Source organism: Pseudomonas sp. S11P7 (assembly GCF_023195435.1).
GTDB classification, from domain to species: domain Bacteria; phylum Pseudomonadota; class Gammaproteobacteria; order Pseudomonadales; family Pseudomonadaceae; genus Aquipseudomonas; species Aquipseudomonas fluorescens_G.
On the sequence record NZ_JALPKS020000002.1, the window covers coordinates 4,182,791 to 4,207,492 of the forward strand.

The following is a 24,702-nucleotide window of genomic DNA, read 5'->3' on the forward strand; positions in this document are numbered from 1 at the left end:
TCTCAATCGACTGGTGTGAGGGCAACATACAAGGAGTGAGCCTGCTCGCGATAGCGTCATACCAGTCGATGCATGTGTGACTGTTACACCGCTATCGCGAGCAGGCTCACTCCTACAGCGGTCCGTGTCAGCCTTAAAAATCAAACTTGTCCCCCCGCTCCGCTGTCTCTGAAAAAACCCCTCCAGAGCGCACGCAGCCGGCATGGCGAAATCCCCCGACCTTGCAAAAACCTGGTTCAGCGCCCGCGGCTGGAAGCCGTTCGCGTTTCAGAAACAGGTGTGGGCTGCGGTAAAAAATGGCGAGTCCGGGCTGCTGCATGCCAGCACCGGTGCCGGTAAAACCTATGCCGTGTGGTTCGCTGCGCTCAACCGCTACGCCCGTGCGCGACCTGCCGTCGAAACACCGCGCAAACGCAAACCACCCGCCGAACCGCTGACCGTGCTGTGGATCACCCCCATGCGCGCGCTGGCCGCTGACACCGCGCGCGCTTTGCAGGCACCGGTCGATGATCTGCAACTGCCCTGGAGCATCGGTCTGCGCACTGGCGACACCAGCAGCAGCGAGCGCGCCCGTCAGGGCCGGCGCCTGCCGACCGCGCTGATCACCACGCCAGAGAGCCTGACCCTGCTGCTTGCCCGCGCCGATGCGCGCACCGCGCTGTCGACCTTGCGCATGATCGTCGTTGACGAATGGCACGAACTGCTCGGCAACAAGCGCGGCGTGCAATTGCAACTGGCCCTCGCGCGCCTGCGCCATTGGCAGCCGGAACTGATCGTCTGGGGTGTTTCCGCCACGCTTGGTAATCAATCCCACGCTGAACAGGTGCTGATCCCACAGGGTGGCGGCGTGAGTGTGCAAGGACAAAGCGAAAAAGCCCTGACCGTCGACACCTTGCTCCCACCGGCCATCGACCGTTTTCCCTGGGCCGGGCACATCGGGCTGAAGATGCTGCCGCAAGTGGTCGCCGAACTGGATGCCTGCGCCAGCAGCCTGGTGTTCACCAACACCCGGGCGCAATCGGAGATCTGGTATCAGGCCCTGCTGGAAGCGCGACCGGACTGGGCGGGGTTGATCGCCTTGCATCACAGCTCGCTGTCGCGCGATACCCGTGACTGGGTGGAGCAGGCACTGAAGGACGGCCACCTGAAAGCCGTGGTGTGCACCTCCAGTCTGGACCTGGGTGTGGACTTTCTGCCGGTCGAGCGCGTGCTGCAGATTGGTTCAGCCAAAGGCGTCGCACGTCTGATGCAACGGGCCGGGCGTTCCGGTCACGCACCGGGGCGCACCTCGCGCGTGACGCTGGTGCCAACTCACAGCCTGGAACTGATCGAAGCAGTGGCCGCCCGCGATGCGGTCGAGCAGCGCCGCATCGAGCCGCGCCTGTCGCCACACAAGCCTTTGGATGTACTGGTGCAGCATCTGGTCAGCATGGCCCTTGGCGGTGGGTTTATTCCTGAAGAGTTGTACGAAGAAGTCCGTGGCGCCTGGGCTTATCGCGACCTGACCCTGGCCGACTGGGCCTGGGCGCTGGCTTTCGTACGCCATGGCGGGATGTCTCTTACAGCCTATCCGGATTATCGCCGGGTCGAGCCCGACGAACATGGCGTCTGGCGGGTGCCGGATGCGCGTCTGGCGCGGCGCCACCGGATGAGCATCGGCACCATCGTCAGCGATGCGAGCATCAATCTGAAATTCTGGAGCAAGGGCGGCGGTGGCAAGCAACTGGGCAGCGTCGAAGAAGGCTTTATCGCCCGGCTTAAACCGGGAGACGGTTTCTTGTTCGCCGGGCGCTTGCTGGAATTGGTGCGCGTGGAAAACATGACCGCCTACGTCAAACGCAGCACCGCGAAAAAAGCCGCCGTGCCACGCTGGAATGGCGGGCGCATGCCGCTTTCCAACGAGCTGGCCGAAGCTGTGGTCAGGCGCTTCACCGCGGCCGCTCAAGGCGAATTCACCGGGCCGGAAATGCACGCCTTGCGGCCCTTGCTGGACACGCAGATGCGCTGGTCCGGCCTGCCCACCGCGGAAAATCTGCTGGCCGAGGTACTGAAATCCCGCGAAGGCTGGCACCTGTTTCTCTACCCGTTCGCCGGGCGTCAGGTGCATCTGGGACTGGCCAGCCTGTTGGCCTGGCGGGTCAGCCAGCGCCAACCTGTGACGTTCTCGATAGCGGTGAATGATTACGGACTGGAACTGCTCAGTGCCACGCCCGTCGATTGGGCTGAACATTTGAATGGCGCGCTGTTTAATGCCGATCACTTATTGGCCGACGTGCTGGCCAGCCTCAATGCCGGCGAACTGGCGCTACGGCGCTTTCGCGAGATCGCGCGGATCGCCGGGCTGGTTTTCGCCGGCTACCCCGGCGCGCCGAAAAGCACCCGCCAGGTGCAGGCGTCGAGCGGTTTGTTCTTTCAAGTGTTCAAACAATACGACGCCGACAACCTGCTGCTGGCCCAAGCCGGGGAGGAAGTATTGCGTGAAGAACTGGATATCGCTCGACTGGAGCAGACCTTGCAGCGGATCAACCGAATGAAGCTCGATGTGCATTTGATCAAACGTCCAACACCGCTGGGCTTTCCGCTCTTGGTCGAGCGCATGCGTGAAAGCATGAGTTCGGAAAAACTGGCTGACAGGATCAGAAGAATGGTCGGTGATCTGGAAAAAACCGCTGACAACGGCAAGTCGTCATGAGTGCGGCATATCCGGTGCGCCTGGCCGGTGAAGAATTGTGGTTGCTGCCGGAGAAAGCCCTGTACTGGCCAGCGCAGGAGGCACTGCTGATTGCCGACGTACATTTCGGCAAAGCAGCGGCCTATCGCAGCCTCGGCCAACCAGTGCCGCACGGCACCACTGCGAGCAATATCGCGGTGATCGATGGGTTGCTCGCGAGGCTGCCGTGCCGGCAGTTGATCTTCCTCGGCGATTTTCTCCACGGGCCCGGCTCACACGCGCCGAATACGCTGAACGCGTTGGCCGAATGGCGGGCGCGGCACGCTGATCTGCCGATGACGCTGATTCGCGGCAATCACGACAAACGCGCGGGCGACCCGCCGGTCTCGCTGAATATTCGCGTGGTGCCAGAACCGATGCTGCTGGGCCCGTTCGCCTTGCAGCATGAACCCGACCCGCATCCCGAGCGGCACGTACTCGCCGGCCATGTGCACCCGGTCTATCGACTGCACGGTAAAGGGCGGCAGAGCTTGCGTCTGGCCTGTTTCAGGCTGGGTGAACGCATCAGCCTGATGCCGGCATTCGGGGCGTTCACTGGCGGCTTTCAGGTCGAGCGCGACCAAACCTGCAGAGTCTTCGTGATCGGTGACAACGAAATATGGCCCGTCAGTTAGTCGCTGACGGGCCATACCGGTGACAGTGGGTCAGGCGACAGGCGCCGGAGGCGGTTCGTCCGGCAGGGTCGGCTCGCCGGGTTCGGTCGGTTGTTCATTGGGAGTATCGGGATCGGGCTGACCGGGAACTCCGCCAGCCGCGCTCAGAGGCGGATGCGCCAACAAGGACCAGGCCAATACGCCAACCTGATTGGGCTCAAGCCTTGCCAGTTCGGCAGTGATTTGCGGATCGATCTTCATAGGGCACTCCTCGGCGAAGGCCCGTTTCGCTGGAAACAAAAACGGGCAGTACACCTCATAGAGTGCCTGCCCGCCAAAGAATTCCCGCGTTCTGTCGGAAGACCGATCAGGTGCGCGGCAGGGTCACGCCACGCTGGCCCTGGTATTTGCCGCCACGGTCCTTATAGGACACTTCGCATTCCTCATCGGATTCGAGGAAGAGCATCTGCGCCACGCCTTCGTTGGCGTAGATTTTCGCCGGCAGGTTGGTGGTGTTGGAGAACTCCAGCGTGACGTGGCCTTCCCACTCCGGTTCCAGCGGCGTGACGTTGACGATGATGCCGCAGCGCGCGTAGGTGCTTTTGCCCAGGCAGATGGTCAGCACGTTGCGTGGAATGCGGAAGTATTCGACGGTGCTGGCCAGCGCGAACGAGTTCGGCGGGATGATGCAGACGTCGCTGTGGATGTCGACGAAGCTGCCGGCGTCGAAGTTCTTCGGGTCGACGATGGCCGAGTTGATGTTGGTGAACACCTTGAAGTGGTTGGTGCAACGCACATCGTAGCCGTAGCTCGATACGCCGTAGGAAATCACCCGGCTGTCGTCGCTGCCGCGCATCTGGCGCTCGACGAACGGTTCGATCATGCCGTGTTCCTGCGCCATGCGGCGAATCCACTTGTCCGATTTGATGCTCATGGCGGGTTTGTCCTGAATAGCGAGGTGGAAAAATTCTGTCCGGCATCTTACCGGGCGCGCCGCCCCGTTCAAAGTGCGCACTGCAATTCTCGGCGAACACCCCGTATTTACGCGATGTGGCGACGAACCGTCGCACCGCCGATCCCGAAAACACAGAAACCTTTGCAACAAGCATTGGCACGTTCCGGAAAAAGGGTTAAGGTGGCGTCACTGTGTTGCTTGTGTCACTGAGAATCTCTACACGATATGTTGAATTTCGATCCAACCATCTACAAGAATTTTTCCTGCTCTTTGCACTCAGTCTCGGCCAGGGTTCTTCCTGAGTCGCAGTTATCTTTGTTCAAGGAGTTACACCATGTCTAATCGCCAAACCGGTACCGTTAAGTGGTTCAACGATGAAAAAGGCTTCGGCTTCATCACTCCACAATCCGGTGACGACCTGTTCGTTCACTTCAAAGCTATCCAATCCGACGGCTTCAAAAGCCTGAAAGAAGGCCAACAGGTTTCTTTCATCGCTACCCGCGGTCAGAAAGGCATGCAAGCTGAAGAAGTACAAGTTATCTAACTTGTAGCTTCTTTAGAAAAGAGCCCCGCCCTCAAAAGCGGGGCTTTTTTGTGGGCGTCTGTTTTGTGCAGGCAAAAAAAATCGCAGCTCGATAACGGCTGCGATTTTTTATCGATGACTTACCAGGCCACGCCAAACCCTGCGGTATAGCGCGTCTTGTTCAGATCTGCATCGTTGGTACCGCTGATGATGTCGCGCTCCGCCTTGAGGTTGAGCGAGGCCCAGTCGGTGACCTTGTAGCGCAGGCCCAGTTCGGCATCCAGTGCATAATCGGCCACGCCCGACAACGGCTTGCCGACTTCACCGTTGGTGAAGAACTCGACTTTCTTGCCGATCAGGTAGCGGTTGTAGTCCCACTTCATGGCAACGGAATAGAAGTTGTCCTTGCTGCCATCGCGGTATTCGTAATCGGTGCGGTTGAGCAACGAGCCCAGCGAGAATGCACCCAACTCATCGTCCCAGAACTGGTAGCCCGGACCGGTACCGACGACCCGCTGGCGCGCCAGCTCTTCGACGTGATCACGCTTGTAGTTCAGGCGGCCCTGCCAGAACCACTTATCGGTAATGAAGCGGTCGAGGGAATACTCGGCGCGCCAGTTGTTGGTCGTGGTTTCAGCGTCCTGCACTTCGCGGTTGTACTCACCTTCGGCGGTATGGCGCCAGCGACCGTGGCGCGCCGAGGTTTTGAACGCGACATCGTAGTCATCGGTGTCTTTCTCGGCGCGCTGATAATCCAGCGCCAGATCGACGTTGCCCTTCCACACCAGGTCGGTGACGATCGGTTTGGGCTTGAGGATCTGCTGGATGCTCGCCAGCTCGACGGTTTTCGGCGCGTCACCGTTGGCCAGCGTGACCTTGCCGTCGTCCGCCGCAGTCAGCGACTTGGAAACTTCGCCGGTGTAGGCGTCCTGCTTGACCAGCAGGTGCTGTTCGCTCTCCAGGGTCTTGACCTCTTTCCAGTCAATCGTGACCGCACCGGCATACTTGGTCTGGATCAACAGCTTGCCGCCATCGAAGACACTGATGGTGCCGCTCAACTTGTCACCGTTCTTCAACCAGACGGTGTCGGCAAGCAGGGGCGTGGACGCACTGAAAACAGCAAGGCACAGCAGGGATCTGGAAAACATAGGCGAGTCGAGGGCTCAAGTTATCGGAAAAAGGTCGGCATTATCCGTAGGAATAAGACCCTGACAAGGACTGACCGGGCGATTTCCAATGAGTTCATTTCTCAACTGCGCAGCAACGGATTACTCTGAACGCCTTGAAAAAGACCCTGCTCAGGAACCACGCCCGTGACAGCCCCCACCGACGATCATCACAGCGAAGCGCAAATCCGACGCACGGCGCTCTACTCCACGCTCGCGCAAGTGCCCGAGGGCAAAGTGGTCAGCTATGGTCAGTTGGCCGAATTGGCCGGTTTGGGGCGCGCCGCGCGCTGGGTAGGACGGACGCTGAGTCAGTTGCCCGCCGATACCCGGTTGCCATGGCACCGGGTGCTGGGCGCTGGCGGGCGGATCAGTCTGCCCGTGGGCAGCGCGTCCGGCGATGAGCAACGGGCGCGATTGCGCCTGGAAGGCATCACCGTCCAGAACAATCGTGTGGATATTCGGCGCCATGGCTGGCGTCCGGTAGAGCACAGCGGTTAGAGTGCGCGCTTTGTTTTCGCAATCTTGAGGCAGACTTCAGCCCATGCCCCGTAAAACCTGGCGCGCCGCGCTCGCCGCCTATGCCAGTCCTTCGACGCTCGTGCTGTTGTTGCTCGGTTTTGCCGCCGGCCTGCCGTACATGCTGGTGTTCTCAACGCTTTCAGTCTGGCTGCGTGAAGCCGGTGTCGCCCGTGAAACCATCGGCTACGCCAGCCTGATCGGCCTGGCCTATGCGTTCAAATGGGTCTGGTCGCCGCTGCTCGACCAATGGCGCCTGCCGTTGCTCGGCAAGCTCGGCCGTCGCCGTTCATGGCTGGTGCTTTCGCAGGCACTGGTGATTCTCGGCCTGATCGGCATGGGCTTCTGCGATCCGCAAAAACACCTGTCCTGGTTGATCGCGATTGCCGTAGTGGTCGCTTTCGCCTCCGCCACGCAAGACATTGCCGTCGACGCCTATCGCCTGGAAATCGCCGATGACAGCCGGCAAGCCGCGCTGGCCGCCAGCTACATGTCCGGCTACCGCGTCGCCGCCCTGCTCGCCACCGCCGGCGCGCTGTTCTTCGCTGAAGGTTTCGGCTCCACGGGTTTCAACTATAAGCATTCAGCCTGGACCGGTACTTATGTGCTGTTCGGCGTGTTGATGGTGCCCGCGCTGCTGACCTCGCTGTTCATGCGTGAACCGCCCGTGCCGCTGCGCACGCAATTGCAGGCTGGGCGTTACACCTTCATGCATCAATTGATGTCGGTGTTCGTGCTGATCATCCTGCTGGTGTCCGTGCCGGCGATGTTTACCCAGCTGTACAACACCGACTTTGCCAGCGTGCTGTTCGGCGACATGAGCCCGCTCGACCTGCTGCTGGAAGACCGCGCGTTTCTGCGTGCAATTCTATACACCTTGCTGACCGGTCTGTGTCTTTCAGCCATGGGCCGCCGCGGCCTGGCGCCGGTACTCACCCCGGTCAACGACTTCATTTTGCGTTACCGCTGGCAGGCGTTGCTGCTGCTCGGCCTGATCGCCACCTATCGCATGTCGGATACGGTCATGGGCGTCATGGCCAACGTGTTCTACATCGACCAGGGTTTCACCAAGGATCAGATCGCCAGCGTCAGCAAGATTTTCGGCCTGATCATGACCCTTGTCGGTGCCGGCATGGGCGGCCTGCTGATCGTGCGCTTTGGCATCTTGCCAATTCTGTTCATTGGCGGTGTAGCCTCGGCGGGAACCAACCTGCTGTTCGTGATGCTCGCCGACATGGGCCCGAACCTGCAGATGCTGGTGGTGACCATCTCGCTGGACAACTTCAGTTCCGGCCTGGCGACCTCGGCGTTCGTCGCCTACCTGTCGAGCCTGACCAACCTGAAGTTCTCGGCCACTCAGTACGCCCTGCTCAGTTCGATCATGCTGCTGCTGCCGCGACTGATGGGCGGCTACTCCGGCGTGCTGGTGGAAAAGTTCGGTTATCACAGTTTCTTCCTCATCACCGCCCTGCTCGGCGTGCCGACGCTGATCCTGATCGCGTTGCACTGGTTCCAGGAGAGCCGCCGCGAAGGCCCGACGCCGACGCCCGAACCTGCACCGACCCCGGTCGCCGAAGAATCGTAAGACGTTTCGCCGACGGCGGGAGGAATCCCGCCGTCGGACCTCACCAGCGGCCGCACGCCTGTACGTCGACAAAACTCGCCGGTACACTGCTCCGTCATTTCCAGTCAAAGCAACCGACAACGGCCAACCATGCGCACCAGTCAATTTTTGCTCGCCACACAGAAAGAAACGCCTTCCGATGCGGTCGTGATCAGCCACCAGCTGATGCTGCGCGCCGGCATGATCCGCAAACTCGCCTCGGGCCTGTACACCTGGCTGCCCATGGGCCTGCGAGTGATGCGCAAGGTTGAAGCCATCGTTCGCGAAGAAATGAACGCGGCCGGCTCTCTGGAAGTGTTGATGCCGAGCACCCAACCGGCCGAACTGTGGCAGGAGTCGGGGCGCTGGGAAGAATACGGCCCTGAGCTGCTGCGCATCAAAGACCGCCACGGTCGCGACTTCTGCGCGGGCCCGACCCACGAAGAAGTGATCACCGATCTGATGCGCAACGAGTTGAGCAGCTACAAGCAGCTGCCGATCAACCTGTACCAGATCCAGACCAAATTCCGTGACGAAATCCGCCCGCGCTTCGGTTTGATGCGCGGCCGCGAATTCATCATGAAGGACGCGTACTCCTTCCACGCCGATCAGGCCTCGCTGCAGGTCACCTACGACCGCATGCACCAGGCCTACTGCAACGTGTTCACTCGCCTGGGCCTGAAATTCCGTCCGGTTGAAGCCGACAACGGTTCGATCGGCGGCGCTGGTTCGCACGAGTTCCACGTACTGGCCGAGTCCGGCGAAGACGATATCGTCTTCAGCAACGGTTCCGACTACGCGGCGAACATAGAGAAAGCCGAAGCCGTGCCACGGGAAACTTCGCGTCCGGCTCCGACCGAAGAGCTGCGTCTGGTCGATACGCCAGACACCAAGACCATCGCGGCCCTGGTGGAGAAATTCAGTCTGCCGATTGAAAAGACCATCAAGACCCTGATCGTGCGCGCCGAGGAAGAAGGCAAGCTGATCGCGCTGGTCGTTCGTGGCGATCACGAACTCAACGAAATCAAGGCTGCCCAGCAACCTGGCGTGGCCAGCCCGCTGGTCATGGCCACCGATGCCGACCTGCGTGACGCGATTGGCGCCGGCGCCGGTTCGCTCGGCCCGCTGAACCTGCCGCTGCCGATCATCATCGACCGCTCGGTCGAGCTGATGAGCGACTTCGCGATTGGCGCGAACATCGACGACAAGCACTACTTCGGCGTGAACTGGGAGCGTGACCTGCCGGTTCCGACCGTCGCTGACCTGCGTAACGTCGTGGCCGGCGACCCGAGCCCGGACGGCAAGGGCACGCTGGAAATCAAGCGCGGCATCGAAGTCGGGCACATCTTCCAGCTGGGCAACAAGTACAGCAAGGCGATGAAGTGCGAAGTGCTGGGCGAGAACGGCAAGCCGGTGACCCTGGAAATGGGTTGCTACGGCATTGGCGTGTCCCGCGTGGTTGCAGCGGCGATCGAGCAGAACAACGACGAGAACGGCATCATCTGGAGTGACACCCTGGCGCCGTTCCAGATCGCTCTGGTGCCGCTGCGCTATGAAACCGAGCAGGTACGCGAAGCCACCGACAAGCTGTACGCCGAACTGACGGCCGCCGGCTTCGAAGTGCTGCTGGACGATCGCGACAAGAAGACCAGCCCGGGCATCAAGTTCGCGGACATGGAGCTGATCGGCATTCCACACCGGATCGTGGTCAGTGACCGCGGCCTCGCCGAAGGCAACCTGGAATACAAGAGTCGTACCGAAGGCGAAGCGCAAGCATTGCCGGTCGCCGACGTACTGTCCTTCCTGCAGGCCCGTATCCGCCGCTGAAACCAGATAGAGACGTCATGTTCAAGCGAAACACCTTAGGCCTCGGTGGCGCCGCCCTGTGCGGCGCCCTGCTGGTCAGCGGCTGCGCCAATCACATGTCGCAGCGCAGCGAGCACGAAGAGCGGGTCGAGCGAAAGCTGCTCGATCACAGCCTGCAGATCGATGTCGGCGAGCCCAAGGTGCTCGAGCTGCCGCAACGACGCGTGAAGATCAACGAGCAAAAGACCTTCGAGGTCACCGAGTTCGAAGTCACCCGTCATTACGACCGTTACACGCCTTACCAACCCTGGCGCGAAGTCTATGAGATTCCGCTGGGCGCGGTCGCCGTGGTCGGTGGTGTCGGTGCCAACGTGGTCAACGTGTTTGCGCTGGGCAACCTGCCGGACAGCGTGACCAAGGACTGGTTCAGCTACGGTTTCGCCGGGCTCAATCCATTCATGAATGCGCAATCCAACGGGCGCGCGCAGCAGAATCTGGCGGGTATCGACGAAGTCCAGCGCGACAAGCGCACGGAATATTCGAGCTTGCCGTGGAGCGAGCGGCCGGTACAGGTCAAGGCTGGCAAGCAGACTTTCGACATGACCACCGATCGTAACGGCGTACTGCGACTGAACCTGCTCGACAGTCCGTTTGCCGAAAACGATCTGAATCATGTCGGCCGCTTGCAGATCAGTGTCGAGGACGCCAAGGATGACGTGCATTCCGATTCGACGCTGATGCTCAGCACCCATCTGCGTGACAAGTTACTGGAAGCGCACGGGCTGATTTATGACGATCTGGAAGACGATGAAGTAAGCCAGTGGGTGCACCGGGTCAAACGTCTCTCGGAGCTGGGCCTGGAAGAAGAGGCCAGCGAACTGGAACAAAGCCTGATCGAACTGACGCGCAACGATCCTGAGTTACAGGCTGAGTTTCTCAAGTCGTTGACTCGGGATGCCGGGCGTCTGGTCGCGGATCCGGGACCGAATTAAAAGCTAAAGGCGTCGCGGGCAAGCCCGCTCCCACAGGGTTATGGATGTTCACACTATATGTGTTTCACCATCGAACACTGTGGGAGCAGGCTTGCCCGCGATGACTATCTGACATACGCCGCAAATCTATCGCTCAAACAACTCCATCTGCTCAAACCCGCCGCGCAAATCCTCCAGCCTCACTCCAACCCCAAGCAACCGCACCGGTTTGCCGCCGCGATTGAACGCCTGCGTCAGCATCAACTGATAACTGCCCAGATCCCGCCCTGCCCCGGTCTGCTCCAGCGTGGTCTGGGTGAAATCATGGAATTTCACTTTGACGAACGGCTTGCCCGGCCGATAGCTGCTGTCGATCCGCGCCATGCGGGTTTTCAAGGTGTCGAGCAATTCGGGCAACTTGTCGAGACAGCTGCGCAGATCCGGCAGATCAGCGTCGTAGGTATTTTCCACGCTGATCGACTGCCGACGACTGTCGTTGTGCACCAGCCGGTCGTCGATACCCCGGGCAAGATTCCACAGGCGTTCGCCAAAACTGCCGAATTCACGTACCAGCGCCAGCCTTCCCCACTCACGCAAATGTGCGCAATCGACAATGCCGAGTTTACCCAGCTTGTCGGCAGTGACCTTGCCGACGCCGTGCAGCTTGCTCACCGGCAAGCCACTGACAAAATCTTCAACCTGATCCGGCGTAATCACGAACAGGCCGTTGGGTTTCTTCCAGTCGCTGGCGATCTTTGCCAGAAACTTGTTCGGCGCCACACCGGCGGACACGGTGATGTGCAATTGATTGGAGACACGTCGGCGAATGTCCTGGGCGATACGCGTGGCACTGCCGCCAAAATGCGCACTGTCCGATACGTCCAGATAAGCCTCGTCCAGCGACAGCGGCTCGATCAGGTCGGTGTAATCGGCAAAAATCGTGTGAATTTCCCTGGACGCTTCGCGGTAGGCATCCATGCGCGGCTTGACGATGGTCAGATCCGGGCACAGCTTCAACGCGTGCCCCGAAGCCATCGCCGAGCGCACACCGTAGGCGCGCGCCTCATAGTTGCAGGTGGCAATCACCCCGCGCCGATCCGCCGAACCGCCCACTGCCAAGGGCTTGCCAGCCAGACGCGGGTCATCGCGCATTTCGATGGCGGCATAAAAGCAGTCGCAGTCAATGTGGATGATTTTTCGCTGAGTCATGTCAGAAAAGGGAACGTGGCGAGCCAGACCGGCAGTATCTCACTGACACCTGTATATAGCACCAGTGGTGTTGAATGTTCCTGACCGGCTGTAGGAAACAACCGTTGAATTTAATTTCTCAATCAAACGAAGTCCTCCAATAGAGCCGAAACCCTTGCTGCGCCTGCCCTGCGGGCCGAAAAACTCTCACTGAAAAACGCTAACCAATTGAACCTGAACAGATTTATCCCAATCGGCTGTTGACACATCAGCAAAGCTCTGTAGAATGCCGCCACACAGACGCGGGATGGAGCAGTCTGGTAGCTCGTCGGGCTCATAACCCGAAGGTCGTCGGTTCAAATCCGGCTCCCGCAACCAAACATCAAAAAAGGCTACTCGAAAGAGTGGCCTTTTTGTGCGCGTCTATTTTGCAAACAGCCGCCCCTGCTCTCTCCATAGCGAAACGGTAATTCGTTGCATTTCCGAAACTTACGCGTCCCCTGCGACCGTTTGCCGCGATTTCGCACTTATTTGGTTCTTTACGGGATTAGCGGTTGACACCTCGCCGTTCGCCTGTAGAATGCCGCCACACAGACGCGGGATGGAGCAGTCTGGTAGCTCGTCGGGCTCATAACCCGAAGGTCGTCGGTTCAAATCCGGCTCCCGCAACCAAACATCAAAAAAGGCTACTCGAAAGAGTGGCCTTTTTTGTATCTGTGGAAAAAGTCCTTTCGCAACAATGAGCTGTCATCGTGCAGTGAATCGTCCAGGATCTCAGGATCGCCGAGTTACGACTATGCTTCAGTCGCGGACAAGACGCCTGCAATCCATGACTGCCCTCGCCGACACCCGGTGAGAGGCGTAATATTTTGTGATTATTTTTTTCTACAGGGATTGGTAACTTGGCTGGATACCTCCATCCTGTCGCGCACAATCCAAGAGGTGATTGATGCGCGCCAACTCGTCTGATCCACAAGACACCGTCACAGCAGAACAACCGATCAAACCCGAGCGTTTGCGCTGGCTGGATCGGTTAAGCAAATACCGCCAGCCGATCGGTCTGGCCGTGACGTTGCTGCTGTTTGCCATTGCCCTGATTGCCTGTCGCCATCTGCTCGCCGAGCTTGATCTCGACGCGCTGCACGACTCGATTCTCGACGTGCCGAAACCGGCATTGCTCGGCGCCATCGGTGCGACCGTGGTCGGCTTCATCATTCTGCTTGGATATGAATGGTCGGCCAGCCGCTATGCCGGCGTGACCTTGCCACCGCGCATGCTTGCCCTCGGCGGCTTCACCGCCTTTGCGATCGGCAATGCGATCGGCCTGTCCCTGCTGTCGGGCGGCTCGGTCCGCTATCGTTTATATGCACGGTTGGGCGTCGGTGCGTCGGAAGTCGCGCACATGACCCTGTTCGCCAGTCTTTCGCTGGGCTGCGCCTTGCCGCCGCTGGCCGCGCTGGCGACCCTGGGCAACCTGCCCGCCGCTTCGCAAGCGCTTGGCCTGTCCGAGGCGTTGCTCGGCTGCGTCGCTGCCGTCGTGCTGATCCTCGGCGCGGTATTAGCCATCGGCATTTATCGCCGTCGTCTGCCGGAACAACCCTACCCCGACAATCTGTTGGTCAGGGCCGGGCGTCGCACCCTGCGCCTGCCCGGTCGCCGCCTGACGTTCCTGCAACTGGTGATCACTGCACTCGACGTCGCAGCTGCTGCCACCGTTCTCTATTTATTACTGCCGGAAGCGCCGCCCTTCGCGCCGTTCCTGCTGGTGTACCTGTTGGCGCTGGCCGCCGGTGTGCTCAGCCATGTGCCGGGCGGCGTTGGCGTGTTCGAAGCGATTCTGCTCGCCGCGTTCGCCGACAAACTCGGCGCGGCGCCACTGGCCGCGGCGCTGCTGCTGTATCGCCTGATTTATGTGGTGCTGCCGCTGCTGGTTGCCTGCGTACTGTTGTTGATCAACGAAGGCCAGCGCCTGTTCCAGACCCAGACCATGCGCGCCGCGTCCGGTCTGGCCGCGCCGATTCTGGCGGTGCTGGTGTTTCTGTCCGGCGTGGTGCTGCTGTTTTCCGGCGCCACTCCTGAAATCGACACTCGCCTGGAGCACATCGGCTTTCTGATCCCGCATCGTCTGGTCGACGCTTCGCACTTCGGCGCCAGCCTGATTGGCGTGCTGTGCCTGCTGCTCGCGCAAGGCCTGCGCCGACGTCTGTCGGCGGCGTGGATGCTGACCACCATTCTGTTGCTGGTCGGCGCCCTGCTCTCGCTGCTCAAGGGCTTCGACTGGGAAGAAGCCACGTTGATGACCCTGACGGCGGCACTGCTCGGCGTCTTCCGTCGCTCGTTCTATCGCCCGAGCCGCCTGACCGAGCTGCCATTCTCGCCGCTGTATCTGGTCGCCAGCCTGTGCGTCCTCGGTGCGTCGACCTGGCTGCTGCTGTTCGCCTATCAGGACGTGCCGTATAGCCATCAGCTCTGGTGGCAGTTCACCCTTGATGCTGATGCCCCGCGCGGCTTGCGTTCGCTGCTCGGCGCTGCCGTGCTGTTGCTGGTGATTGCCTTGACCTGGCTGTTGCGGACCGCACGCCCGGTGATTCATCTGCCGACACCGGACGAACTCGCTCGCGCGGCGAAAATCCTCATGGCGTCGTCGCAACCCGACGGCGGCCTCGCGCTGACCGGTGACAAGGCGTTGCTGTTTCACCCCAACGACGAGGCGTTCCTGATGTACGCCCGCCGTGGCCGTAGTCTGGTGGCCCTGTACGACCCGATCGGGCCGAGCCAGCAACGTGCGGAAATGATCTGGCAGTTCCGTGATCTGTGCGATATCCATCACACCCGGCCGGTGTTCTACCAGGTGCGTGCGGAGAATCTGCCGTACTACATGGACATCGGCCTGACCGCGATCAAGCTGGGCGAAGAAGCCCGGGTCGATCTGCAGCGCTTTGATCTCGAAGCCAAGGGCAAGGAGATGAAGGATCTGCGCTACACCTGGAACCGTGGTACTCGCGATGGTCTGTCGCTGGAAATCCATGAACCGGGCCAGGCGCCGATGGACGAGCTGAAAGTGATTTCCGATGCCTGGCTGACCGGCAAGAACGTGCGCGAGAAAGGTTTCTCTCTCGGCCGCTTCAGCGACGATTACCTCAAGCATTTCCGCATCGCGGTGATTCGCTTCGAAGGCCGCCCGGTGGCGTTCGCCAATCTGCTCGAGACTTACAGCCACGATCTGGCCAGCCTCGACCTGATGCGTGCGCACCCGGACGCGCCGAAGCTGACCATGGAATTCATGATGGTTGGCCTGATTCAACATTATAAGAGTCACGGATACGCGCGTTTCAGCCTGGGCATGGTGCCGTTGTCGGGGTTGCAACCCCGGCGCGGTGCACCGCTGACCCAGCGTCTGGGCTCGATGGTGTTCCGCCGTGGTGAGCAGCTGTACAACTTCCAAGGCTTGCGCCGCTTCAAAGACAAGTTCCAGCCTGACTGGGAACCCCGTTATATGGCCGTGCCCGCCGGACTCGATCCGCTCGTGGCGCTGGCCGATACTGCTGCCCTGATCGCGGGCGGCTTGACTGGATTGGTGAAACGCTGATGATTCAACGCTCCCTGAAGTACATCCTGGCCGCACTGATCGTGCTGGCCGTGATTGCCGGCGGCGGTTTCTGGTACCTCAAACGCCCGGCACCGGAACCGACCGTCGAACAGCTCAAACCGGCCGACGGCGCGGCGATGACCCGAGTAATCCCGGGCAGCAAGCCGAAGGCTCAGGTGCTGGTGGCCGTCACCGACGAACAGAAACTCTCCGAGAAACAGCTGACCACCCTCAGCCGTAGCGCCTCGGCGCAGATCGTTCAGGTGATTCTGCCCAAGGACTGCCTGCTGCAAAGCCGTGCCCTGCAATCGGGCCTGCGTGAACTGAACGGCCCGGCCACGCTGGTCAGCGGCATCGGCCCGGGCGCCGTATTGGCCTGGCGCTGGTTGGCCGAGCAGAAAAACGACAAGGCTCAAGCCATCTCCGTCGACCTCGCGCTGGAAAAACCCGGCTGCACCCACCTGCTGCCGAAGTCCGCCGCTCACGGCCACTGGCTGGTGGCGTGGAACGACAACCCGGATGACGCCAGCGCAGGCTTCGTGCGCGATCAACCGAACGCCGAAACCAGCATCAGCGACTACGACATCAACCTGCCGCAAGTGCTGAACAACGAACTGCGCAAAATCCTCGTCGGCGGCGACAAGGCCAACGGCGGTCTGGCGATCCCGGTGGTCGAAGTCCCGGCCGGCCAGGCTAACGACACGGTGACGCTGTTCCTTTCCGGCGACGGCGGCTGGCGCGACCTCGACCGCGATGTCGCGGGCGAAATGGCCAAGATCGGCTATCCGGTGGTCGGCATCGACACCCTGCGCTATTACTGGCAGCACAAGAGCCCGGAGCAAAGCGCCCTGGACCTCACCGAACTGATGCAGCACTACCGGCAGAAATGGGGCACCAAACGCTTCATCCTCACCGGTTACTCGTTCGGCGCTGACGTCCTCCCGGCGATCTATAACCGCCTGCCGGAGAACGAACAGCAGCGCGTCGACGCAATCATCCTGCTCGCCTTCGCCCGCACCGGCAGCTTCGAAATCGAAGTCGAAGGCTGGCTCGGCAACGCCGGCAAAGAAGCCGCCACCGGGCCGGAAATGGCGAAGCTGCCTGCGGCCAAGGTGGTGTGCATCTACGGGGAAGAGGAAACCGATGAGAGTGGCTGCACGGACAAGACTGCAGTGGGTGAGCCGGTGAAATTGCCTGGCGGGCATCACTTCGACGAGAACTACCCGGCGCTGGCCAAGCGTTTGGTGGACTTGATTCAGAAGCGCCAGAGCAAGGACTCGGTCGCCGAAGAGTGATCTGAGCCCCCACAAAAAGCCCCTGCAACTTCACGGTTGCAGGGGCTTTTACATCTCGGACGATGACCCCATTCCTCTGTAGGAGTGAGCCTGCTCGCGATAGCGGAGTATCAGCCACCTATTTGCCAACAGACACGCCGCTATCGCGAGCAGGCTCACTCCTACAAGGAATTGCGTGTCCGACGTGTAGTTTTGTTTACTTCCAGTCTCGCAATATCAGATGACGCCCACAGACCTTGTAGGCAAACTCCGAAACTCTTGTTGGGGCGCTGTGCCGCACTATTGCGCTGTTTTTTGACGGGATACTCTCCAGACGTCGCTGACCCATTCAGCGATCGGGCTTGGTAACCCGGTGGAATAAGGCGCAACAGCGCACCCGACACGGCTCAGGCGAAATCCCGTCCGAGCCCCTGTGTTATGGCAGCTGTGTGTGGGACGCTTTCGAGCGTGCCGGTTTCCTTGATTCCCCGGTTTACCAACCTGCGCACAGCTGCCACCCATTCGCTTGGTATCGGATGCGGCAGCTCTCGAAATCAAGGGAACTGACAATGAACAATCCATCAGATCTTAAAACGATCGGCTTCACCCCTTTCCTCTACCAATCAGATCAAGCGTTCTTCAACGTCCGTTCTGGCATCCCGATCATCGATGCCTTGTCCCGGTCCTCCGACCTGCTATCCCTCGCCAAATCCTTCGCCGAGGACGCCGCCTTCACCAGAGACACTGACCGCCATGCCTGGGCTGCGCATTACCTGACAGTGATGGGCAAAGCCTTGGTTGATGATGTGATACAGACACTGATGCCACGACCTGCGCGGACGAAGACCGAATCCGAAACCGAACGGGCTGAACCCACCTCATAACCTTGTGGGAGCTGGCTTGCCAGCGATGGCGGTGATTCAGTCGACATTGATTCTGAATGTGCCGGCCTTATCGCTGGCAAGCCAGCTCCCACAGGGGATTAGTGGTGGGATTTGAGGTTTATCAGCAGACATAAAAAAGCCCCCGCCAACCAAAAGGCTGTCGGGGGCTCTTTCAGTTGAGGCCAGGCTTACATTTCTACCTGCGTCCCCAATTCAATCACCCGGTTCAACGGCAAATTGAAAAAGCGCAAATTGCCATTGGCATTCTTCAACATGAACGCAAACAACGCCTCGCGCCAACGCGCCATGCCTTCGAGTTTTGAGGCGATCACCGTTTCGCGGCTGAGGAAGTAGGTGGTGCGCATCGGGCTGAAATCCAGTTCATCCAGATGACACAGCTTCAGTGCCTGTGGCACGTCCGGCTCATCGGTGAAGCCGAAGTGCAGGATCACCCGGAAGAAGCCTTCGCCGTGGGCCTCAACTTCAAAACGTCGCGATGGCGGTACGCGCGGGATGTCTTCGTAGACCACCGTCAGCAGCACCACCTGCTCATGCAACACCTGGTTATGCAGCAGATTGTGCAACAGCGCATGCGGCACGGCGTCGGAGCGGGCGGTCAGGAACACGGCGGTGCCCTGTACGCGATGCGGCGGTTGCACGCGGATGCTGCTGATGAAGATCGGCAATGGCAACGCGCCTTCGTCGAGGCGTTCGACCAGCAGTTGCTTGCCGCGCTTCCAGGTGGTCATCAACACGAACAGGGCAATACCGGCGATCACCGGGAAGGCGCCGCCCTGAATGATCTTCGGCACGTTGGCGGCGAAGTACAGGCCATCGACCAACAAGAAGCCGAGCAAGACCGGGACCGCGAGGATCGGTGGCCATTTCCACAACAGCAACATGACGGCGGAGACGAGGATAGTGGTCATCAGCATGGTGCCGGTCACTGCCACGCCGTAGGCCGAAGCCAGGGCGCCGGAGGATTCGAAGCCGATCACCAGCAGCACCACGCCGACCATCAGCGCCCAGTTCACCGCGCCGATGTAGATCTGGCCCTGCTCGTCGCTGGAGGTGTGCTGGATGTACATGCGCGGAATGTAGCCGAGCTGGATCGCCTGGCGGGTCAGGGAGAACGCGCCGGAAATCACCGCTTGCGAGGCGATCACCGTGGCCAGGGTCGACAGGCCGACCAGCGGAATCAGCGCCCAGCTCGGTGCCAGCAGATAGAACGGGTTGCGCGCCGCGTCGGGGTTGTCCAGCAGCAAGGCGCCCTGCCCGAAATAGTTGAGCACCAGCGCCGGCAGTACCAGCAGAAACCAGGCGCGGGCGATCGGCTTGCGGCCGAAGTGGCCCATGTCGGCGTACAGCGCTTCGGCGCCGGTCAGCGCCAGCACTACCGCGCCGAGAATCGCCACGCCCATGCCGGTGTGCACCATGAAAAACCGCACCGCCCACGCCGGATTCAGCGCGTGCAGCACCTCCGGCGTATGGCTGATGCCGTACACGCCGAGTGCGCCGAGCACCAAAAACCAGGTGACCATGATCGGCCCGAACAGAATGCCGATGCGCGCGGTACCGTGGCGCTGGATCAGGAACAAAGCAACCAGCACGACCAACGACAGTGGCACGACCCAATGGTCGATGCCATCGAAAGCCAAACCGAGACCTTCAATTGCCGACAGTACCGAGATCGCCGGGGTGATCATGCTGTCGCCGTAAAACAGCGCCGCGCCGATCAGGCCGCAGACCACCAGCAATGAGCGCAACTTGCGTCGATGCCCCGCCGCTCGCCGCGCCAGCGCCGTGAGCGCCATGATCCCGCCCTCGCCCTGGTTGTCGGCGCGCAGCACGAACATCATGTATTTGATCGAGACCACCCAGATCAGCGACCAGAAGATCAACGACAGAATGCCGAGCACGCCGTCGTGATTGACCGGGACGCCATAACCGCCGGAAAACACTTCCTTGAGGGTGTACAACGGGCTCGTGCCGATGTCGCCGTAAACTACCCCGACCGCCGCGACCAGCATGCTCAGCGGCCTGGAGGCCGAACCCTCGGCGCCTGCCGCATGACTACTTGCCTGACCCATCCAACACTCCTGATCTCAATACCGGCTTCTTCGAATGAAGCACTATGCTTTGTGGTGCAGCATGCGCTGTTTTACCTGTTGTTACAGACGTTTTGTTGACTGCAAGAAATCGGTAAAGCTCAACGGCGCGAAGCATAGCGCAGCACTCGTCGTATTTCCCTGCATAAAGCTGGTCAAGTGCGCTGCCCGCCGCTAGAATTGCGCACTTTTTGATCAGAGGCGCGCCTTAAGCGCCCATCCGTCAGCTGCCGCGCGTGGCCAGCGACGTCACAAAACACCGAGGTTAGACATGTCCACCACTCCTGCGCCGGCCAATCCAAAGGTTGGCTTTGTATCTCTGGGTTGCCCGAAAGCACTGGTCGACTCCGAGCGCATCCTGACCCAGCTGCGCATGGAAGGCTATGACGTGGTGTCCACTTACCAGGACGCCGACGTGGTGGTGGTCAACACCTGCGGTTTCATCGACTCGGCCAAGGCGGAGTCGCTGGAAGTGATCGGTGAAGCGATCAAGGAAAACGGCAAGGTGATCGTCACCGGTTGCATGGGCGTGGAAGAAGGCAATATCCGCAACGTGCACCCGAGCGTGCTGGCCGTGACCGGTCCGCAGCAGTACGAGCAAGTGGTCAACGCCGTGCACGAAGTGGTGCCGCCGCGTCAGGATCACAACCCGCTGATCGATCTGGTGCCGCCGCAAGGCATCAAGCTGACCCCACGTCATTATGCGTACCTGAAGATTTCCGAAGGCTGCAACCACAGCTGCTCGTTCTGCATCATCCCGTCGATGCGCGGCAAACTGGTCAGCCGTCCGGTTGGCGACGTGCTCGACGAGGCGCAGCGCCTGGTCAAATCCGGCGTTAAAGAGCTGTTGGTGATCTCGCAAGACACCAGCGCCTACGGCGTCGACGTGAAATACCGTACCGGTTTCTGGAACGGCGCGCCGGTGAAAACCCGCATGACCGAGCTGTGCGAAGCCTTGAGCACGCTGGGCGTCTGGGTGCGCTTGCACTACGTTTACCCGTACCCGCACGTCGACGAGCTGATCCCGCTGATGGCTGCCGGCAAGATCCTGCCGTACCTGGACATCCCGTTCCAGCACGCCAGCCCGAAAGTGCTCAAGTCGATGAAACGCCCGGCGTTCGAAGACAAGACCCTGGCGCGGATCAAGAACTGGCGCGAGATCTGCCCGGACCTGATCATCCGTTCGACCTTCATCGTCGGCTTCCCGGGCGAAACCGAAGAAGACTTCCAGTACCTGCTGAACTGGCTGACCGAAGCGCAGCTCGACCGCGTCGGCTGCTTCCAGTACTCGCCGGTGGACGGTGCTCCGGCCAACGATCTGGACCTGGAAGTGGTGCCGGACGATGTCAAACAGGACCGCTGGGAGCGTTTCATGGCGCACCAGCAAGCCATCAGCTCGGCCCGCCTGCAAATGCGCATCGGCCGTGAAATTGAGGTGCTGGTGGATGAAGTTGACGAGCAAGGTGCGGTTGGCCGTTGCTTCTTCGATGCGCCGGAAATCGACGGTAACGTGTTTATCGACAACGGTAGCAACCTGAAGCCGGGCGACAAGGTCTGGTGCAAGGTGACGGATGCTGACGAATACGATCTGTGGGCTGAGCAGATCTGATCTGAACATCAAAAGCCCCTCACCCTAGCCCTCTCCCAAGGGAGAGGGGACTGATCGGGTTGTTCTTTCGAATTGCGGTGACTTGAAATATGAGCCGAACGCAAATTTGAAAAGCACGAAGATCTGCTCCCTTCCCCCTCGCCCCCTTGGGGGAGAGGGTTGGGGTGAGGGGGAGAGATCTTGCTGGCGACAGAAATAGCCAGCCAGACACCGCAACAAATCCAAAAAGCCCCGCTCTTTTCCGAGATACGGGGCTTTTTTGCGGCTATCGTTTAGCGGGGGACGGACTCCCTTGAACCGCACAAGAGGCACACGCACATGCGTCAGCATTCGGTCATCCACACACCGAAAATCAGCGATTACGAAGAACTGACCCGGGTCTGGGAGGCCTCGGTCCGTGCGACTCATCAGTTCCTGCCGGACAGCTACATCGAGCTGTTGCGCAACCTGGTGCTCACCCGCTATCTCGATGCGGTCATGCTGATCTGCACCAAAGACCGCCAGCAGCGCATCACCGGGTTTGCCGGTGTGGCGGCGGGCAAGATTGAAATGCTGTTTATCGATCCCGAGCATCGCGGTCAGGGTTTGGGCAAAAAACTGCTGAACTATGCCATGCAGCATCTGAATGCCGATGAGCTGGACGTCAACGAGCAGAACCCGCAGGCGCTGGGGTTCTACTTCAAGCAGGGTTTCGAGGTGATTGGCCGCTCGGAAGTCGATGGCATGGGGCAGCCGTATCCGCTTTTGCACATGCGCCTACGGCAAGACCAGCAACGCTCAAGCCACGCCTGACACACCAAGGAACCCCTGTGGGAGCTGGCTTGCCAGCGATGCAGACGCCTCGGTCTGACAGATCCACCGAAGTGATGCCATCGCTGGCAAGCCAGCTCCCACAGGGAATACGGACACCGTGTAAATGGAACCGGGCTTAACCGGCGCCACACAGGTACAATGCCCACCCCTTTTTTGTTACGGCCCTGTCATGACTGACCCGATTCGCCTCTCCAAACGCCTCATCGAACTGGTCGGTTGCTCCCGCCGGGAGGCCGAGCTGTTCATTGAGGGCGGCTGGGTCACCGTGGACGGCGAAGTCATCGATGAGCCGCAATTCAAGGTCGGCGAGCAAAAGGTCGAGCTCGACAAGGACGCCAAGGCCACCGCGCCGGAGCCGGTGACCATCCTGCTCAACGCGCCGGCCGGCATGGACGTTGAAACCGCCATGCAATCGCTCAGCGCCGAGACCCTCAGCGAAGAGCATCGCTACAGCAAGCGCCCGCTTCGCGGGCACTTCCTGCGCCTGACCGCCAGCGCCGATCTGCAGCCCAGGGCCAGCGGCCTGCTAGTGTTCACCCAGGACTGGAAAATCCTGCGCAAGCTCACCGCTGACGCGGCGAAGATCGAGCAGGAATACGTGGTCGAAGTCGAAGGCGAGATGGTCGCCCACGGCCTCAATCGCCTGCAGCACGGCCTGACCCACAAAGGCAAGGAACTTCCGCCGGTCAAGGCCAGCTGGCAGAACGAAAACCGCCTGCGCTTCGCCATGAAAAACCCGCAACCGGGGATCATCGCGCAGTTCTGCGAAGCGGTCGGCCTGAAAGTCGTCGGCATCCGTCGCATCCGCATCGGCGGTGTGTCGATCGGCAAGGTCCCGGTCGGCCAATGGCGCTACCTGTCCGGCAAAGAGAAGTTCTGACGCTTCCACCGCCGCCACACATTTCGGCAACGCCCGTGGGCGCTGCCCATCACGCATCAGGAATACCGACATGGTTCATAACGACGTACTGCGCAGCGTGCGCTACATGCTCGACATCAGCGACAAGAAGGTTGTCGAGATCATCAAACTCGGCGGCATGGACGTGACCCTCGCCGACGTGGTGACCTGGCTCGACAAGAAAGAAGAAGACGAAGAAGGTTTCGTACGCTGCCCGGACGAAGTCATCGCACACTTCCTCGACGGCCTGGTGATCTTCAAGCGCGGCAAGGACGAAAGCCGTCCGCCGCAGCCAATCGAAGTGCCAGTGACCAATAACATCATCCTGAAAAAGCTGCGCGTGGCCTTCGAACTGAAGGAAGACGACATGCATGCGATCCTCAAGGCCGCCGAGTTTCCGGTGTCCAAGCCTGAGCTGAGCGCGCTGTTCCGCAAGGTCGGCCACACCAACTACCGCCCGTGTGGCGATCAGTTGCTGCGCAATTTCCTCAAAGGGCTCACGCTTCGCGTGAGAGCGTAAAGCAGCTGCAAGCTGCAAGCTGCAAGTTACCGCCCCGCTTTAACTTGCCGCTTGTGGCTTGCAACTCGAAGCTGGCCGCATGGCCCCTCATTCTCTGCAAAAATAATGGCTCCGCTTTTCGCGACTGACGACTAGGGTGTACTGATCCCTAATCTTCAGGACTCGCCATGCATCCCTACTTTTCCCTGCAAGGCCGCACCGCTCTGGTGACCGGCGGCACCCGTGGTATCGGCAAGATGATCGCCAAAGCCTTTGTCGAGGCTGGCGCCCGCGTCTACGTCTGCTCTCGTGACGCTGAAGCCTGTCATCAAACCGCTGAAGAACTTGGCGCCTTGGGCATCTGCCATGGCGTGGCGGCGAATCTGGCAACCGAGGAAGGTGTGCAGGAACTGGCTGCGCGCCTGGGCGAGCAAATTACCCATCTGGATATTCTGGTGAACAACGCGGGTACGACCTGGGGTGCGCCGCTGGAAAGTTACCCGGTCAAGGGCTGGGAGAAGGTCATGCAGCTCAACGTGACGTCGGTGTTCAGTTGCATCCAGCAATTTCTGCCGCTGTTGCGCAAGGCCGGCTCGGCAGCGAATCCGGCACGGATCATCAATATCGGTTCGGTGGCGGGGATTTCTTCGTTTGGTGAACAGGCGTATGCCTACGGGCCGAGTAAAGCGGCCCTGCACCAGTTGTCGCGAATTCTCGCGCGGGAACTGGTCAGCCAGCACATCAACGTCAACGTGATTGCGCCGGGGCGCTTTCCGAGCAAGATGACCCAGCATATCGGCAACGATGAGCAGGCGCTGGCCGAGGACACGGCCCTGATTCCGATGAAGCGCTGGGGACGAGAGGAAGAGATGGCGGCGTTGGCAATCAGCCTGGCGAGTACGGCTGGGGCTTACATGACCGGAAATATCATTCCGCTGGATGGTGGGTTCAGTCTCTGAGATCGGCGGTGAAG

General features: G+C 60.4%; 20 protein-coding genes and 2 tRNA genes. 17 read left to right on the forward strand and 5 right to left on the reverse strand.

All coding sequences use genetic code 11. The annotated features are described in order from the left end of the window. Positions 1-202: 202 nt before the first annotated feature. On the forward strand, positions 203-2,692 hold the full coding sequence (locus M0746_RS19240) for a ligase-associated DNA damage response DEXH box helicase (RefSeq protein ID WP_258450260.1): 2,490 nt from the start codon (positions 203-205) through the stop codon (positions 2,690-2,692). After that, a complete protein-coding gene (gene pdeM / locus M0746_RS19245; RefSeq protein WP_258450261.1) occupies positions 2,689-3,345 on the forward strand; it encodes a ligase-associated DNA damage response endonuclease PdeM in 657 nt (218 codons plus the stop codon). Before M0746_RS19240 ends, pdeM begins: the two co-directional genes overlap by 4 nt. 30 nt (positions 3,346-3,375) lie before the next feature. Here the strand turns inward: pdeM and M0746_RS19250 are convergent, their stop codons facing one another. Together M0746_RS19250 and dcd are read right to left on the reverse strand one after the other, a co-directional pair. Beyond that, entirely contained in the window at positions 3,376-3,585 is a 210-nt protein-coding gene (locus tag M0746_RS19250; RefSeq protein ID WP_090282088.1) for a hypothetical protein, read from the reverse strand. Positions 3,586-3,691: 106 nt separating this feature from the next. Further along, the gene (dcd, locus tag M0746_RS19255; RefSeq protein ID WP_007940589.1) at positions 3,692-4,258 is read right to left on the reverse strand and encodes a dCTP deaminase; all 567 of its coding nucleotides are present in this window, start codon (positions 4,256-4,258) and stop codon (positions 3,692-3,694) included. A 355-nt stretch (positions 4,259-4,613) separates the two neighbouring features. Here dcd and M0746_RS19260 point away from each other — a divergent pair, with 355 nt between their 5' ends. After that, on the forward strand, positions 4,614-4,823 hold the full coding sequence (locus M0746_RS19260) for a cold-shock protein (protein ID WP_002554837.1): 210 nt from the start codon (positions 4,614-4,616) through the stop codon (positions 4,821-4,823). Positions 4,824-4,942: 119 nt separating this feature from the next. On the opposite strand, the gene M0746_RS19265 is transcribed toward M0746_RS19260, so the two are convergent. After that, positions 4,943-5,950, reverse strand: coding sequence for a DUF481 domain-containing protein (locus M0746_RS19265; RefSeq protein ID WP_258450262.1), 1,008 nt, complete (start codon positions 5,948-5,950; stop codon positions 4,943-4,945). Positions 5,951-6,115: 165 nt separating this feature from the next. Between M0746_RS19265 and M0746_RS19270 the strand changes: the two genes are divergently transcribed. From M0746_RS19270 to M0746_RS19285, 4 genes are all read left to right on the forward strand, one after another. Continuing rightward, a complete protein-coding gene (locus tag M0746_RS19270; RefSeq protein ID WP_258450263.1) occupies positions 6,116-6,469 on the forward strand; it encodes an MGMT family protein in 354 nt (117 codons plus the stop codon). A gap of 43 nt (positions 6,470-6,512) precedes the next feature. After that, positions 6,513-8,072: an AmpG family muropeptide MFS transporter gene (locus M0746_RS19275; protein ID WP_258450264.1), complete on the forward strand. Its 1,560-nt coding sequence runs from the start codon at positions 6,513-6,515 to the stop codon at positions 8,070-8,072. 129 nt (positions 8,073-8,201) lie between these two features. After that, complete coding sequence (locus M0746_RS19280; RefSeq protein WP_208938472.1) at positions 8,202-9,917, forward strand: proline--tRNA ligase; 1,716 nt, start codon at positions 8,202-8,204, stop codon at positions 9,915-9,917. Positions 9,918-9,934: 17 nt separating this feature from the next. Further along, positions 9,935-10,888, forward strand: a complete 954-nt coding sequence (locus M0746_RS19285) for a hypothetical protein (RefSeq protein WP_258450265.1) — start codon at positions 9,935-9,937, stop codon at positions 10,886-10,888. 126 nt (positions 10,889-11,014) lie between these two features. On the opposite strand, the gene dinB is transcribed toward M0746_RS19285, so the two are convergent. Beyond that, complete coding sequence (gene dinB, locus M0746_RS19290; RefSeq protein WP_258450266.1) at positions 11,015-12,076, reverse strand: DNA polymerase IV; 1,062 nt, start codon at positions 12,074-12,076, stop codon at positions 11,015-11,017. A gap of 280 nt (positions 12,077-12,356) precedes the next feature. Between dinB and M0746_RS19295 the strand changes: the two genes are divergently transcribed. The 5 genes from M0746_RS19295 (at position 12,357) to M0746_RS19315 (ending at position 17,802) form a co-directional block, all read left to right on the forward strand. After that, a tRNA-Met gene (locus M0746_RS19295) sits at positions 12,357-12,433 on the forward strand. Between the two features lie 217 nt (positions 12,434-12,650). Next, a tRNA-Met gene (locus M0746_RS19300) sits at positions 12,651-12,727 on the forward strand. A 277-nt stretch (positions 12,728-13,004) separates the two neighbouring features. Continuing rightward, positions 13,005-15,644, forward strand: coding sequence for a bifunctional lysylphosphatidylglycerol flippase/synthetase MprF (mprF, locus tag M0746_RS19305; protein WP_258450267.1), 2,640 nt, complete (start codon positions 13,005-13,007; stop codon positions 15,642-15,644). Next, positions 15,644-16,939, forward strand: a complete 1,296-nt coding sequence (locus M0746_RS19310) for a virulence factor family protein (RefSeq protein ID WP_258450268.1) — start codon at positions 15,644-15,646, stop codon at positions 16,937-16,939. Before mprF ends, M0746_RS19310 begins: the two co-directional genes overlap by 1 nt. A gap of 548 nt (positions 16,940-17,487) precedes the next feature. Further along, positions 17,488-17,802, forward strand: a complete 315-nt coding sequence (locus M0746_RS19315) for a DUF3077 domain-containing protein (protein ID WP_258450269.1) — start codon at positions 17,488-17,490, stop codon at positions 17,800-17,802. A gap of 188 nt (positions 17,803-17,990) precedes the next feature. Here the strand turns inward: M0746_RS19315 and M0746_RS19320 are convergent, their stop codons facing one another. Beyond that, entirely contained in the window at positions 17,991-19,832 is a 1,842-nt protein-coding gene (locus M0746_RS19320; RefSeq protein ID WP_394599281.1) for a potassium transporter Kup, read from the reverse strand. 349 nt (positions 19,833-20,181) lie between these two features. On the opposite strand from M0746_RS19320, the gene rimO reads away from it, so the two are divergent. The 5 genes from rimO to M0746_RS19345 all read left to right on the forward strand — a co-directional run bounded on the left by rimO (position 20,182) and on the right by M0746_RS19345 (position 24,688). Then, positions 20,182-21,519: a 30S ribosomal protein S12 methylthiotransferase RimO gene (gene rimO, locus M0746_RS19325; protein WP_041478077.1), complete on the forward strand. Its 1,338-nt coding sequence runs from the start codon at positions 20,182-20,184 to the stop codon at positions 21,517-21,519. Between the two features lie 318 nt (positions 21,520-21,837). Next, positions 21,838-22,311 (forward strand): GNAT family N-acetyltransferase, encoded by a 474-nt coding sequence (locus M0746_RS19330; RefSeq protein ID WP_258450271.1) that lies wholly within the window; start codon positions 21,838-21,840, stop codon positions 22,309-22,311. 190 nt (positions 22,312-22,501) lie between these two features. After that, positions 22,502-23,212, forward strand: a complete 711-nt coding sequence (locus tag M0746_RS19335) for an rRNA pseudouridine synthase (protein ID WP_258450272.1) — start codon at positions 22,502-22,504, stop codon at positions 23,210-23,212. A 70-nt stretch (positions 23,213-23,282) separates the two neighbouring features. Next, a complete protein-coding gene (locus M0746_RS19340) occupies positions 23,283-23,750 on the forward strand; it encodes a DUF1456 family protein (protein WP_123465197.1) in 468 nt (155 codons plus the stop codon). 167 nt (positions 23,751-23,917) lie between these two features. Then, on the forward strand, positions 23,918-24,688 hold the full coding sequence (locus tag M0746_RS19345; RefSeq protein ID WP_258450273.1) for an SDR family oxidoreductase: 771 nt from the start codon (positions 23,918-23,920) through the stop codon (positions 24,686-24,688). Positions 24,689-24,702 lie beyond the last annotated feature (14 nt).

Coding starts and splice junctions, on each gene's coding strand:
- M0746_RS19330 (WP_258450271.1), top strand. CDS start 21,838: ATGCGTCAGCATTCGGTCATCCACACACCGAAAATCAGCGATTACGAA.
- mprF (WP_258450267.1), top strand. CDS start 13,005: ATGCGCGCCAACTCGTCTGATCCACAAGACACCGTCACAGCAGAACAA.
- M0746_RS19335 (WP_258450272.1), top strand. CDS start 22,502: ATGACTGACCCGATTCGCCTCTCCAAACGCCTCATCGAACTGGTCGGT.
- dinB (WP_258450266.1), bottom strand. CDS start 12,076: ATGACTCAGCGAAAAATCATCCACATTGACTGCGACTGCTTTTATGCC.
- M0746_RS19265 (WP_258450262.1), bottom strand. CDS start 5,950: ATGTTTTCCAGATCCCTGCTGTGCCTTGCTGTTTTCAGTGCGTCCACG.
- M0746_RS19310 (WP_258450268.1), top strand. CDS start 15,644: ATGATTCAACGCTCCCTGAAGTACATCCTGGCCGCACTGATCGTGCTG.
- M0746_RS19285 (WP_258450265.1), top strand. CDS start 9,935: ATGTTCAAGCGAAACACCTTAGGCCTCGGTGGCGCCGCCCTGTGCGGC.
- M0746_RS19260 (WP_002554837.1), top strand. CDS start 4,614: ATGTCTAATCGCCAAACCGGTACCGTTAAGTGGTTCAACGATGAAAAA.
- M0746_RS19275 (WP_258450264.1), top strand. CDS start 6,513: ATGCCCCGTAAAACCTGGCGCGCCGCGCTCGCCGCCTATGCCAGTCCT.
- M0746_RS19340 (WP_123465197.1), top strand. CDS start 23,283: ATGGTTCATAACGACGTACTGCGCAGCGTGCGCTACATGCTCGACATC.
- M0746_RS19320 (WP_394599281.1), bottom strand. CDS start 19,832: ATGCTGGTCGCGGCGGTCGGGGTAGTTTACGGCGACATCGGCACGAGC.
- pdeM (WP_258450261.1), top strand. CDS start 2,689: ATGAGTGCGGCATATCCGGTGCGCCTGGCCGGTGAAGAATTGTGGTTG.
- M0746_RS19280 (WP_208938472.1), top strand. CDS start 8,202: ATGCGCACCAGTCAATTTTTGCTCGCCACACAGAAAGAAACGCCTTCC.
- rimO (WP_041478077.1), top strand. CDS start 20,182: ATGTCCACCACTCCTGCGCCGGCCAATCCAAAGGTTGGCTTTGTATCT.
- M0746_RS19240 (WP_258450260.1), top strand. CDS start 203: ATGGCGAAATCCCCCGACCTTGCAAAAACCTGGTTCAGCGCCCGCGGC.
- M0746_RS19345 (WP_258450273.1), top strand. CDS start 23,918: ATGCATCCCTACTTTTCCCTGCAAGGCCGCACCGCTCTGGTGACCGGC.
- M0746_RS19315 (WP_258450269.1), top strand. CDS start 17,488: ATGAACAATCCATCAGATCTTAAAACGATCGGCTTCACCCCTTTCCTC.
- dcd (WP_007940589.1), bottom strand. CDS start 4,258: ATGAGCATCAAATCGGACAAGTGGATTCGCCGCATGGCGCAGGAACAC.
- M0746_RS19250 (WP_090282088.1), bottom strand. CDS start 3,585: ATGAAGATCGATCCGCAAATCACTGCCGAACTGGCAAGGCTTGAGCCC.